This is a genomic window from Neobacillus sp. 19 (genome assembly GCF_049463095.1).
In the GTDB taxonomy this organism is placed as follows: domain Bacteria; phylum Bacillota; class Bacilli; order Bacillales; family Cytobacillaceae; genus Neobacillus.
In genome coordinates this window covers 238,406-251,378 of record NZ_JBMPZU010000030.1, presented here as the reverse complement: position 1 = coordinate 251,378, position 12,973 = coordinate 238,406, and the positions used below count along the sequence as shown (strand labels likewise).

The following is a 12,973-nucleotide window of genomic DNA, read 5'->3' as shown; positions in this document are numbered from 1 at the left end:
TGAGCGGATATCACCTATTAATGAGCAATGAAACCAGTAAAAACACGAAAAATCTCCTATTATATATACTATAAATTACTAAAAATAGGCCCTTTGACCGATTTTTCTGAATTTACATGAAATTTACTGAATATCCATAAAGCCCTAATAATACTAGATTAATATTTTAACTGTTAGAAAAAGTTTTTTAGGGGGAGAAGGAATAATGAAAACTCGTTTTAAGAAGGCAATACCTTTAATCGCAACGACTGTTCTTGCAACAACTGCTCTTACCACCCAAACATTATGGAATGAGGGAGGGAACCAAAAAGCAGGAGCGCAATCATTGTCAAAAGAAGAAGTGAAAAAGAATGGTGCTTCTTGGCTTGCAGGTGACCATCACGTACATAGTGAATGGAGTGTTGGTTGGGACAATTCTACAAATCCTCCAACTGCTATTAGGGGGGGAGATGCTATTTATCCAATCACCAAAAATGCTGAAAATGGTAAAAAGTATGGACTTGATTGGATGATGACAACCGACCATGGGGGTCCTAACCATTCTAAAGTCAACTTAGAACAGGCCTATCCTGAATTATTAAAATCCCGTGAGGCTGTTCCTGACGTTCTTCAATTCTATGGAATGGAGTTTGATACACCAGGAGCTGACCATAGCACGCTCATGATCCCAAAAGGCGAAGATGAATCACAAATGCTCTATGACATTGAAAGCAAGTTCAATTCTCGTGATGCGTATCCAAATGACCCAAGCCGTAACACGGAATCAAAAATGATTGAAGCACTTAACTATATGAAACAAATGGATAAGCTCCCTATTCATATTGCTCACCATGCTTCCCGTTCAGCGAAAGGTATTGGGGAATTTGGTTCAACTACACCGCAAGAAATTCGTAATTGGAATGAAACCGCACCCAATATCTCGATTGGTATGGAAGGAGCTCCTGGTCACCAAGCTGCTGCAATCAAACGGGATGGCACACTAAATCCTAATGGGTCTCGTGGGTCATACGGAAACGTAAATGCTCCAACAATGGGTGGTTTTGACCAAATGACGGCTATCGTTGGAGGTTTCTGGGATTCGATGTTAGGGGAAGGAAGACACTTTTGGATTACCGCTACATCTGACTCACATGTTAACTGGCGTGACGGTGGAAGCGACTTCTGGCCTGGTGAATATTCTAAAACATATGTAAAAGCAGAGAAAAATTATGAAAATGTAATGGAAAACCTTCGCAAAGGAAATGTATTTGTGACAACAGGTGACCTGATCTCAGAACTTGATGTGAAAGTACAAGCTGGAGGCAAATCACCATTGCATGCTAAGGCAAAAGGAAATAGTGCAACCATCGGTGAAACCCTTACACTTCCAGGTAAGAAATCTGATGTAACGGTAACTGTTCGCATCAAAGATCCAAAAGCTGCGAACGCTAATGGGGATAAGCCAAATGTTAAACGTGTGGACTTAATCATGGGAGAAGTGAATGGAAAAGTCGAAGACGTCTCTACTGCTTCTAATCCTACAACAAAAGTTGTGAAACGTTTCACTGAAAATGATTGGAAACAAGATGGTGAATACATCACGATTACTTATACTTTAAAAGATGTGGATAAAGATAGCTACATTCGTTTACGTGGTACGAACACTGACCAATTAGAACCAGCAGCAGATCCTAAGGGGGAGAATCCATGGAATGATCTTTGGTTCTATTCAAACCCAATTTTCATGAATCTCAAATAAATAATTGAGGGAAAACGGAAGTCTTGACGAGGGGCATTAAAAACTCCTCGTCTTTCCGTTATCTTTTTTCGACACATCTCCTGAAAGTAAACACAAGAAATGGACGTGGATCTAAATGAAAAAATTATGGTACTGTATCTTGCTCATCATCCTTCCATTTGGTTCTTTCCTTTCATCCCCAGCCTCTGCTCATACCAATAACAGTGAAGGTTTTTCTACCATTGAGGTCAATGAGAAAACCTTAGATTATAAATTAAAGCTAGATTTAGAGGAACTGGGTCATGCTCTTAATAAGGAAACTGATCAAAAACAGGTAATTGATAACCAAGTTGTACAAGGATATATCAATTCCCATATAAAACTTTATGCGGACAGCCAACTTATTGAAGGCCGAGTAGAAAAAAATGATATAGAAATGATTGAGGAAAGACCATTTGCGGTTATTAACTTAGCATATAGTATAGAACATAAACCAGAAAAATTAGTGGTCGAGTATAATATGTTTTTGGATGATTCTGACCCAAGCCATGCGAATTATGCAACGGTTAAATTGAATGGGAAACAACAAGAAAAGGTTTTAACCTTCGAATCAAGAGAATTAGAAATTGGAGAAATAAGTTTTCTACAAAACGTAAAACAGTTCGCAGTTCTAGGATTAGAGCATATTTTTACTGGTTATGATCATATCTTGTTTGTCATTAGTTTGCTTTTTGGAGCCAGGACGATTCGTCACATTCTTTCTTTAGTGACAGCCTTTACGATTGCACATAGTATCACTTTGGCTCTGGCAACCTTCAATATTGTTCAGCTGCCAAGTAGATTTGTAGAGTCAGCAATTGCATTAAGCATCATTTATGTTGCACTTATTAACATATTTAATAAGGACTCGAAACACCAACCGTGGCTTGCCTTTGGTTTTGGACTCATTCATGGATTCGGTTTTGCAGGAATCTTATCCGAAATGAGATTGGATCCTAGTCATATGGCAATGTCTCTTCTATCCTTTAATATCGGAATAGAAATTGGTCAGCTATTGATCGTATCCTTAGCTTTTCCATTCATTTTGTGGATAAGAAAATTAAGATATAGACCTATCAAATGGGTCATCCCCAGTACATCAGCTGCGATATTAGCTTTTGGGCTAGTATGGTTTATTCAAAGAGCTTTTTGAATAACCTAAAGATACACCTAGCTGTTTAGTAAATTCCGCAAACGGACGCCAGATTGAGGAGTAACACTAAAAGGAACTTAATTATTTATAGGTGGAGAAGAATTTGAAACAATGAACTTTGGCCAAAGTATACAACTTTGTTTAAAAAGAAAAATGAACCCCTCTACCGATGATATGATCCCCTTATAGTAGACAGAAAAAAGAAAGCATACTAATCTGTCTACTATAGGGGGGTACCGACGAGTCCAAATATGGTTAGAAAAAAATTATAGATTATATATAAATCACAAACGTGTTCAACGTCTTATGGGTGAAATGGGAAAACAGGCTGTTATAAGAAAGAAGAAACCATATTACGGGAAGAAGGAAGCATACGTAGTCTCGGAGAACCATCTGAACAGGGATTTCGAGGCTTCTAAGCCCAATGAAAAATGGGTAACGGACATTACATATTTAATTTATAATGGTCAACTTGTAATCTGATTTTCAAAAGTAGCAATCCTATTACCAATGATTACAACCTCTGGGTTAAATGTATTTATTATATTCGTAAGTCCAATTCCAATATATTCACCAAAAGAATTCAGTAATTGAAGCACTTTTGGGTTTCCGCATTGTGCCTCATTTAATGGAAGTAAGCCTCTTTTACCATGGGTTAAGTTCAACTTGACAGAATGTTACCTTAATAGTAAAATTCATTTCATAAATAAAATGAATAAATGATTTCTTCAATTGAATAGATTACTTTAGCATAAGATTAATAACTATATTGATTCAATGAAAAAGTAAATCTATAACAAAAAGGTAATCTGTAAATATACATTCTTACATAATTAGGTAGACAATTAAATGGCCTGAATGGCCCGTTAAAAGTAAACCGACGATTTTCAAAGTGTAATGGTTTTGACCATTATGCTTAAAAATTGTCGGTTTTTTTGTTGTTTTTAATAAAACAGAAAGGAGTACAGGGTAATGAAGGAAATCAATCAAAGTCATATTTTCATAATGTCGGATGATTCTATCCACCGAAAGAGGGAAGCAAAATGGTAAATTCCCTGCCAGAAATATTTTTTGTATTGCTTGCGGTATCGGTACTTAGTGCACTGTTCCTATTATATCCAAGGGTTCCACTGTCTTATGTTCGTCTTCACGTCGGTATTACATTGTTGCCGCCACTAGCTGCTCTAATGGCTCTTTTTACCACCAAAGAGACGATAATTTATGGCCCATGGTGGCTTGATTCGTTATCATGGCTGCTGGTATCGTTTGTTCTTATCATCGGTTTTATCGTGCAGCGCTATTCTGTTCGTTACTTCCTTGGTGATCGTTCTTATAGAAAATATTTTGCCTTGCTGACAATTACTACTGGTGCTGATTCAGTTGTCTGGCTATGTAATGATCTTCGCCTGTTACTGATTTGCTGGGGGACAACACTATTGGGGCTAATACTGCTGATAAGATTAAAAAAAGAGTGGAGTGTTGCTAGAAACGCAGCTAAGCAAACAGGACAATTGTTTGCAATAAGCTGGCTTATACTGTTTGGGGCTGTCATCTGGGTAACCCAGTCCACGGGGCATTGGCAGTTGACGCATGTCCTCGCAAAAAGCAGTCTTACACAGCTTGAATTATGGGAAAAGACTTGTATTAGCCTGATGCTAATCTTGGCTGTCGTCATTCCGGCAGCACAGTGGCCTTTCCACCGCTGGCTATTAAATACAGTAGTAGCTCCTACTCCTGTATCTGCGGTAATGCATGCGGGATTAGTGAACGCAGGTGGAATGATATTGACACGGTTCTCTCCGCTTTTAAGTGGAAATATGAGCCAAATCATTTTACTTATATTGTCTAGTGTTTCAGTCATGATAGGTACCGGAATTATGCTGGTCCAGGTAGATTATAAACGGCAGCTGGTAGGGTCTACGATTGCACAGATGGGGTTCATGTTCATCCAATGTGCGTTAGGTGCTTTTTTGGCAGCCATTATCCACGCAGTCTTACATGGTCTATTTAAGTCAACTCTTTTCTTACAGTCTGGTTCCGCGCTTGACCATCACAAGAAGCAAACTTCCCGGGCAAACCAGCCACGGTCATTATTATGGACAATCACAGGAGGGATTTTAGGACTTCTGGTGGTAATTGGTCTTTGGCTATCTTCTTCTGGGGAGAATTATCATTTCATAAGCGCCCTTACCTTAGGGTGGTCAGTTTCCTTAGCCTGGACCCAGCTCGTGGCTTTTGGAAATGGACATATTGCGCGAATTGCAGGCTTTTCTTTAGTTGCAGTAGCGGCAATTGTATATAATTTCGTACAGGATGCTTTTTATGGTGTATTACAACATTCAATCCCAAAGGGAATTCAACCACCGGAACCAGCGGCAATTTTACTTTTGATTATTTTATTGGCCGGAAGTGCTGCAGGTGTATGGCTTGCTCGTCATCGTTCATCAGCTGCCTATACTGTTATTTATCTTTGGCTTGTACGATTGGGTGAACCTCAAAATAATTTGATAGAAAGTCATCCTGAGTATTTGACAAAATCATTCTTTAAGGGAGGTCATTTACAATGAATTCAACATCAGCAAGAGCCTTACATTGGGAAAAGATTCCTGATAGCCTTGATTTTGATCTAATTGACTTGGTGAACTCCGCCAGCAGCGTTATTGTACCACTCGGGCCTATTAACACCTTTGCAGCACGTAGCCCTTGGGTAGGTTTTGAGGGGCAAACGTTTGAAAAAACGGCCTATTGGCTCAAAGATACTTGTGATATTGATATCTACCCTAATGACTCTTTACTTCAATCTGCACGGGAACGCGGTGAGATCCATCAAGATTTTTTAAAAAATGGACTTCAAAATTGGCTAAACACACAATCTTTGGAGTTGCCGCGTAAGGTCGCAGAGCAGTTCTGCCTAGCTGCGCTCATGCAAAAGCAACTACCTTCCAATACTTTGGATGAATCTGAGTTAAAAAGTCTGGTAAGAGAACTAAACCGTTTTACACCCGAAATGACCGAAAAACATTCGGTTAAAACCTATAGCCAACGCATGGAACAGCTAGGAAGGGTAAATGCAGCTCACGATCTTAACAGCCACATGATCAAGTGGTGTAAATTATTTCTTGATGAGTCCCAAGCAGTTTGGTCGATGCCAAATCGTGAAGAAGGTTTCTATCGTGCGTGGCGTAAACTAGTCCAGCATGACCCGGCACTAAGCCGTATTCAGCGTAAACAATTAAGTTATTTGCCGGAAGAAGCTGCTGCGGCATTAAGGGAAGTATTGTCCGCTCTGGAAATTCAATTTTCAGAAATTCAAGCCTATTTTGAAGCGCATTTCCTTGCTTTACCGGGCTGGAGCGGCATGATGCTATGGCGTTCGCAGCAATCAGCCGAAGAAAGTTCGCTGCTGTTTGAGTATTTAGCCGTCCGAATAGCGATGGAATGGGCATTAGTTAAACCCTTTCTTCCCTTGCCTGAAAAAAGAAATAATATTGTACATGTAGAACCATTAATTGCAGCCTGGGCCAAATGGGGTAACCTGCCAATCAATGCTTGGTCTCAGTTATCCTCTACAGAAATAAAGGCATGTTTGACCCTTGCCTACCGTTTTGATAAGATTCAACGCAATCGACTATGGCTTGAAGCATGGGAGAAAACATATGAAGACCAATTAAAGAAAATGCTTATATCGCAACATAAGGCAGAAACGGCGGAAAACATAAATCCGGCACTAGCTCAGTTTGTATTTTGTATCGATGTTCGTTCAGAGCCTTTTCGCCGCAAACTTGAAAAAAGAGGGGATTTTCAGACTTTTGGCACAGCAGGATTTTTCGGATTACCGATAGCAACCTGCGAGCTTGGCAGTAACCATGCGCATAACTCTTTGCCTGTCATGTTTAAACCGCAATATAAAATAAAAGAGTTTTCACCTGAGTCTGAATCCTATCAACAAAGGCATCATGCAGTCAATTCAATAGGTTATACATTTGCTGCTATGAAGCATAATCTGATTTCCAGTATGGTATTGCCGGAAATTAGCGGTCCTTGGCTCAGCCTGCAAACACTCGCTCGCAGCTTTGTTCCAAGAAGTGCAGGCCAGACATTAAGGAAATTGCACCAAAGCTGGCTGCATAAACCATCCACGGAACTCTCGCTAAATCATACGCAAATATCTGAAACAGCTTTGCCAACTGGTTTTTCGGTGAAAGAAAAAGTACACTACGTAAGGCAGGCTCTAATAATGATGGGGCTCACCGATCGATTTGCACCACTAGTGGTTATTTGCGGACATGGAAGTCACAGCACGAATAATCCATATAGTTCTGCACTCGACTGTGGTGCGTGTGGAGGAGCATCAGGCGGATTCAATGCAAGAGTGCTGGCAGAATTGTGCAATCTTCCAACCGTAAGGATGAGCCTCGAAAAAGAGGGAATAAACATTCCGAAAGATACCGTTTTTGCAGCTGCTGAGCATATTACCACACTTGATGAGTTGCGTTGGCTTTACGTTCCTGAACTATCAGATGAAGCTAAGAAAGCATTTAATCGTGTCCAATCTGAGTTGCCAAAGGTAAGTGAGGAAGCCAATTTCGAGCGGATTTCGCAATTGCCAAATCTCGGTACCCATCTTAAAAATCCGAAGGCTGAGGCCCAGCGGCTTTCAGAAGATTGGAGTGAGGTGCGTCCGGAATGGGGCTTGGCGCGCAATGCTGCGTTTATCATCGGCGAACGGCAACTTACCAAAGGCTTTAATCTGGGAGGGAGGGTTTTCCTTAATAATTATAACTGGAAGAAGGATAAAAACGGCGGTATTCTCGCAAACATAATTTCCGGGCCGGCAACGGTAGCTCAATGGATTAACCTGCAATATTATGCCTCTACTGTTGCCCCTCATTATTATGGAAGCGGGAATAAAACAACCCAAACCGTCACAGCTGGGCTCGGGGTCATGCAGGGAAACGCCAGTGACTTACTATCGGGGCTTCCCTGGCAATCTGTGATGAAATCAGATGGAGAGGCTTATCATGAACCACTACGTTTGCTGGTGGTCATCCAGGCGCCGAAGGAATATGTAAAACGGATGCTGAACCACGATCATGCCTTTCAGCAAAAAGTGAAAAATGGATGGATTCGGCTAGCGTCCATTGACCCGGAAGGACACTGGGAGAGCTGGTCTTAAACTTTGAATAAAGGAAAAGGAATCGATATGGAAAAATCAAAAGGACTGCTTGAAGCTGAAATAAGCAAAGCTTTAACACATTGGGAGAAAAATTATCTTGGGCGAGGCTCCGTATCAGTTAAATCAGATATATTACGAGATATGGTGATTGTGAATCTTGGCGCTATTTTAACTCCAGCAGAATATGAAGTATGTCGGGATAAAGAAGGCTTGTTATCGGTAAAAGAATATCGCCATAGTTTAGTGGAATCCGGACTGAATGATTTAAAGGAAATTATCTTAAAGTTAACAGGGGAAGAAGTAATTAGCTTTCACACCGATCTTAGTACACAAACTGGAGAACGAGCAATGATCTTTAAGCTTGCCAGCAATCTGCAAAGTAAATTATGTTAAAGCATCAGAATCTGTATAGAGACGATATAAATGAAGAATGAGGTGATTTGATGTCTAGAGATGAAAAGAAAAAAGTACTATATGTGATTGGTATGGATCATAAATTAGAACGTTTTATTAAAGAAGAAACCAATGTCAATCCGGAAAATTTGATGATCTTGCAAAGATATCAACCGCTCATTTCACACCCCCTCGACGAATTAATGAGGGACATCATCATTGCGGTCTTTCAGGAAAATGTTGAAGAAATCGTTGTTGCCTTCACAGATGATTATCAAAAAAACACTGATGATATACTGATCCATATTAATAAAAACAAAGAATTAAAGGATAAGATACAAACACTGGAGTACCTATTTAATAATACCAAGCCGGAATTTCCTGTGGGTACGGTAAGTGAATGGTTACAGGGAGACAAAACACTCAGGGATGATATCCAAAATACGATCCATATTATTCGCCATCATCCATTGATGCCATCGCATGTAAAGGTGAAGGAATTATTTATTAAAAAGGACAATGAAAAGCTATCTGGAATTGTCTAAGAAACTAATCGATTAAAAAATATAAAATAGCAGAGCTAATTCAAAAAAAAATATGGTATGGCTTTAATGCTTATTAAACAAGTTAAGATTTTCTCCAATTGAATATTTTCTATAAAAAAAGCCTTGAAATATCAAGGCTTTTTGACGTCCCGAAGAGGATTCGAACCTCCGACCTACAGTTTAGGAAACTGTTGCTCTATCCTGCTGAGCTATCGGGACAAGTGAAGAACTATGCAATTGGGACACTTATCCAATTGAATGGAACGTTATTTATTATAATCAGTTAATCGAAAAAGGTCAATAAAAAGTTCTCATTATTGAATTGGCAGATCCCTGGACACTTCTGTCTTTACTGAAGCCTTCTCGCGGAAAATGACCCAAACGATTAGACTTAATGATAGTAACAATCCTTCCAGCGATACAATATACCAGGGGTAGGGACCAAGGACATCTAATAAACTGGCACTGTCCGGTTTGTGGCTTAAGAACATATAATTACCGCCTACTAGCTTATTGATGACCATAATGATTGGCATGAGAACATTTAAAAAAACAAATAATTTTAGGACGGACCAGATGGTTGGACGGTATCCTTTTGCCCAGGTGAAATAGAGCGGCACCCAGATGATCATTACATGCGTATAAAAGAAGTGGAAAAATCGAAAATGCGGGAAATCGTAATTTAGCAATGGCGTAATCAATGCCTGAGATGCACCTAGTAAGGCAGTAAATAATAAAATCTCATATATGATCTTTTTCCTTGTTAGTAATAAAATCACCGTTAATATCAGGCTGATACTGCATAATTCCAGAGGGATCGCATGGCTGACATGCCAGCTGCCATTTAGGATCATCCACGAATGATAGGTGGTTTCCATGATGATTAACGAAATTGCTACACCAATTTCTGCAACCCGCCATTTTTCATCTTTCAATTTTTCTCGATAGAAAAATAGTAAGACTGCAACCGATATACAGATGGAAATAATAATAAAGTGACTGATTGAGAACATCTCAAAATCATAGTTTTTATAACTGCGCCCAAACCAGCCCATACATTCACCATCCTTTGTTAAATCTTAACATGCTTTGATAGTTCAATAAATCAGAATATTTCGCGGAGGATTGGCAAAAACATGAGGAAGTCCACAAAAGTCGACATTCTGATGTTTTACTTACCAATGAAGTCTTTTCCCTTAAATCAAGAGGAATCCCTTTTAATTGGCAGATATTCAACAAGTGCCTGATACCCGATTTATGATATAATAGTTTGTCGAAGATACTCGAATGAATAGTAGTATAGGTGAAGTCCATTAGCGGCTTTTTGAAAAAAAGATTTAACACTGGAGGTCATTATGGCTGGGTATACGCCGATGATACAGCAATATTTAACCGTGAAGGCAGATTATCAGGATGCCTTTTTATTTTTTCGCCTGGGCGATTTTTATGAAATGTTTTTTGACGATGCCGTTAAAGCATCACAAGAATTAGAGATTACGTTAACAAGCCGAGATGGCGGCTCCGAGGACCGGATTCCGATGTGCGGGGTGCCGTACCATGCGGCCGCAAACTATATTGAACAGCTTATTTCAAAAGGGTACAAAGTAGCGATTTGCGAGCAAATGGAAGATGCCAAGCTAACCAAAGGCATGGTAAAACGGGAAGTTGTCCAGCTGATTACGCCGGGAACGGTGATGGATGGAAAAGGCTTAACCGACAAAGAGAACAATTATATTGCCTCGGTTACTGCCTTTGATGACCAAACCTACGGATTTGCCTACAACGATATTTCAACAGGTGAAAGCAGGGTAACCTTGCTTTCAAGTAATTTTGATGATGTATTGAATGAACTGTCGGTTTTAAGTGCGAAAGAAGTAGTAGTCGCCAGTAACTTTGATGGAGACTTGCAAAAGAAAATGCGGGAACGTGATGTCCTGGCGATTTCGTTTGAGGATCATAGTTCAATAGAGATGAATTTCTCTCATCTGCTTCAAGAGCTTAATCAAGAAAAATTAAAACAGACAGCTGCGAGGCTGTTTCACTATTTATATCGCTCGCAGAAAAGGAGTCTTGACCACCTGCAGCCTGTTTCTACCTATCAAATCCAGCAATATATGAAAATTGATTATTATTCGAAGCGCAATCTAGAATTGACGGAGACGATTCGTTCCAAAGGGAAGAAAGGATCGTTATTATGGCTGCTGGATGAGACGATGACGGCGATGGGCGGAAGGATGCTAAAAACTTGGATTGACCGGCCGCTCATTCAGCAGGCTGAAATTGAGCATCGCCAAACGATTGTGGAGGTCTTACTGAATCATTATTTCGAGCGCCAGGAGCTTCGTGAAAAATTAAAGGAAGTCTACGATTTAGAGCGTTTAGCAGGCCGGGTCGCATTTGGAAATGTCAATGCCCGTGATTTAGTCCAATTAAAGCGCTCGTTAATGCAGGTACCATTTTTAAAAGAAATCCTGCAGAGATTGCCAAATGGAGAAGTGGAAAATATCGCGGCAAAGCTTGATCCATGTGAAGAGATTACCGACTTGCTGGAGCAGGCGATTGTTGAAAATCCTCCGTTGTCCTTAAAAGAGGGGAATATGATTCGCGACGGATACAACACCCAGCTTGACCAATACCGGGATGCCAGCCGGAACGGAAAAACGTGGATTGCCCAGCTGGAACGGGAAGAACGTGAAAAGACTGGGATTAAATCATTAAAGGTTGGCTACAATCGTGTCTTTGGCTATTATATTGAAATCACACGGGCAAACCTACACCTTTTGCGGGAAGGCCAGTATGAACGGAAGCAAACCTTAACAAATGCGGAACGTTTTATTACGCCTGCATTAAAGGAAAAAGAGGCGTTAATTTTACAAGCGGAAGAAAAATGCGGAGAGCTTGAATATGATTTGTTCAGCGAAATCCGCGAAATCGTCAAGGAACAGATTCCGCGTCTGCAGGCACTGGCGAAAGTAGTCAGCGAGCTGGATGTCCTTCAATGTTTTGCCCAAGTTAGTGAGGAACGCCGCTATGTGAAGCCGCAATTTTCACCGGAACGCCGTGTCGCCATTAAGGACGGCCGTCATCCGGTTGTTGAAAAAGTGTTAAACTCCCAAGAATATGTTCCGAATGACTGCCAGATGGACAGCGACCGTGAAGTCTTATTGATCACGGGACCGAATATGTCCGGGAAAAGCACCTACATGCGTCAAGTGGCCTTGACCGCCATTTTGGCGCAAATCGGCTGTTATGTCCCGGCTTCAGAGGCCGTATTGCCGATTTTCGATCAGGTGTTTACCCGCATCGGAGCTGCGGACGATTTGATTTCTGGCCAGAGTACGTTTATGGTCGAAATGTTAGAAGCGAAAAATGCGATTACCAACGCGACACAAAACAGTTTAATTTTGTTTGACGAAATTGGCCGCGGAACCTCCACCTATGATGGTATGGCTCTAGCCCAGGCCATTATTCGAGTATATTCATGAGCGGATCGGAGCGAAAACATTATTTTCGACCCACTATCATGAATTGACTGTATTAGAGGAAGAGCTTTCGAAGTTGAAAAATATTCACGTCAGTGCGATTGAACATAACGGCAAGGTTGTGTTTCTTCATAAAATTAAAGTAGGACCAGCCGATAAAAGCTACGGGATCCATGTCGCCCAGCTTGCTGAGCTCCCAGCGGAATTAATCAGCCGGGCGAATGAAATTTTAACAGCCTTGGAACAAACGGAAGAACAGACAGTTCCTGTAAAGACGGTACCAGTCATTGAGGAACAGCCTGCCCAGCTATCCTTCTTTGACGAACCGAAAGAACCGAAAAAACACGAACACAATTCGAAAGAAAAACGAGTGCTAGAGAAAATAAAGGATTTAGATTTATTGGATGTGACTCCGCTCCAGGCAATAAATGTGTTATTTGAACTTCAGAAAAAGTTAAAGTAGGGGGT

At 40.5% G+C, this 12,973-nt stretch carries 10 protein-coding genes, 1 tRNA gene and 1 pseudogene; 8 read left to right on the top strand and 4 right to left on the bottom strand.

The window, feature by feature from the left end; genetic code table 11:
* Window positions 1-205 precede the first annotated feature (205 nt).
* From ACO1D1_RS08675 to ACO1D1_RS08665, 3 genes are all read left to right on the top strand, one after another.
* The gene (locus ACO1D1_RS08675) at window positions 206-1,738 is read left to right on the top strand and encodes a phosphoesterase (RefSeq protein WP_423335621.1); all 1,533 of its coding nucleotides are present in this window, start codon (window positions 206-208) and stop codon (window positions 1,736-1,738) included.
* Between the two features lie 115 nt (window positions 1,739-1,853).
* Window positions 1,854-2,909 carry a HupE/UreJ family protein gene (locus ACO1D1_RS08670; RefSeq protein ID WP_423335620.1) on the top strand — a complete coding sequence of 352 codons (1,056 nt, stop codon included), beginning with the start codon at window positions 1,854-1,856 and terminating at the stop codon, window positions 2,907-2,909.
* A 216-nt stretch (window positions 2,910-3,125) separates the two neighbouring features.
* Window positions 3,126-3,392, top strand: coding sequence for an IS3 family transposase (locus ACO1D1_RS08665; RefSeq protein ID WP_423335659.1), 267 nt, complete (start codon window positions 3,126-3,128; stop codon window positions 3,390-3,392).
* On the opposite strand, the gene ACO1D1_RS08660 is transcribed toward ACO1D1_RS08665, so the two are convergent.
* Window positions 3,377-3,574: an ROK family protein gene (locus tag ACO1D1_RS08660; protein ID WP_423335619.1), complete on the bottom strand. Its 198-nt coding sequence runs from the start codon at window positions 3,572-3,574 to the stop codon at window positions 3,377-3,379. The genes ACO1D1_RS08665 and ACO1D1_RS08660 overlap by 16 nt on opposite strands.
* Before the next feature lie 160 nt (window positions 3,575-3,734).
* Entirely contained in the window at window positions 3,735-3,935 is a 201-nt protein-coding gene (locus ACO1D1_RS08655) for a hypothetical protein (RefSeq protein ID WP_423335618.1), read from the bottom strand.
* Window positions 3,936-3,952: 17 nt separating this feature from the next.
* On the opposite strand from ACO1D1_RS08655, the gene ACO1D1_RS08650 reads away from it, so the two are divergent.
* From ACO1D1_RS08650 to ACO1D1_RS08635, 4 genes are read left to right on the top strand one after another with little or no spacing between them, the layout of a single operon-like run.
* Entirely contained in the window at window positions 3,953-5,476 is a 1,524-nt protein-coding gene (locus ACO1D1_RS08650) for an NADH dehydrogenase subunit 5 (RefSeq protein WP_423335617.1), read from the top strand.
* On the top strand, window positions 5,473-8,085 hold the full coding sequence (locus ACO1D1_RS08645) for a DUF2309 domain-containing protein (protein WP_423335616.1): 2,613 nt from the start codon (window positions 5,473-5,475) through the stop codon (window positions 8,083-8,085). The genes ACO1D1_RS08650 and ACO1D1_RS08645 overlap by 4 nt, the downstream gene beginning before the upstream one ends.
* 27 nt (window positions 8,086-8,112) lie before the next feature.
* Complete coding sequence (locus ACO1D1_RS08640) at window positions 8,113-8,478, top strand: DUF2294 domain-containing protein (protein ID WP_423335658.1); 366 nt, start codon at window positions 8,113-8,115, stop codon at window positions 8,476-8,478.
* 50 nt (window positions 8,479-8,528) lie between these two features.
* Complete coding sequence (locus tag ACO1D1_RS08635; RefSeq protein ID WP_423335615.1) at window positions 8,529-9,023, top strand: carbonic anhydrase; 495 nt, start codon at window positions 8,529-8,531, stop codon at window positions 9,021-9,023.
* A 145-nt stretch (window positions 9,024-9,168) separates the two neighbouring features.
* Here ACO1D1_RS08635 and ACO1D1_RS08630 read toward each other — a convergent pair.
* Both ACO1D1_RS08630 and ACO1D1_RS08625 read right to left on the bottom strand, forming a co-directional pair.
* A tRNA-Arg gene (locus tag ACO1D1_RS08630) sits at window positions 9,169-9,242 on the bottom strand.
* A 95-nt stretch (window positions 9,243-9,337) separates the two neighbouring features.
* Complete coding sequence (locus ACO1D1_RS08625) at window positions 9,338-10,078, bottom strand: TIGR02206 family membrane protein (protein WP_423335614.1); 741 nt, start codon at window positions 10,076-10,078, stop codon at window positions 9,338-9,340.
* 300 nt (window positions 10,079-10,378) lie between these two features.
* On the opposite strand from ACO1D1_RS08625, the pseudogene mutS reads away from it, so the two are divergent.
* Window positions 10,379-12,968, top strand: a pseudogene (gene mutS, locus ACO1D1_RS08620) (DNA mismatch repair protein MutS).
* The last annotated feature ends 5 nt before the right edge of the window (window positions 12,969-12,973 follow it).

Coding starts and splice junctions, on each gene's coding strand:
- ACO1D1_RS08675 (WP_423335621.1), top strand. CDS start 206: ATGAAAACTCGTTTTAAGAAGGCAATACCTTTAATCGCAACGACTGTT.
- ACO1D1_RS08670 (WP_423335620.1), top strand. CDS start 1,854: ATGAAAAAATTATGGTACTGTATCTTGCTCATCATCCTTCCATTTGGT.
- ACO1D1_RS08650 (WP_423335617.1), top strand. CDS start 3,953: ATGGTAAATTCCCTGCCAGAAATATTTTTTGTATTGCTTGCGGTATCG.
- ACO1D1_RS08645 (WP_423335616.1), top strand. CDS start 5,473: ATGAATTCAACATCAGCAAGAGCCTTACATTGGGAAAAGATTCCTGAT.
- ACO1D1_RS08640 (WP_423335658.1), top strand. CDS start 8,113: ATGGAAAAATCAAAAGGACTGCTTGAAGCTGAAATAAGCAAAGCTTTA.
- ACO1D1_RS08635 (WP_423335615.1), top strand. CDS start 8,529: ATGTCTAGAGATGAAAAGAAAAAAGTACTATATGTGATTGGTATGGAT.
- ACO1D1_RS08625 (WP_423335614.1), bottom strand. CDS start 10,078: ATGGGCTGGTTTGGGCGCAGTTATAAAAACTATGATTTTGAGATGTTC.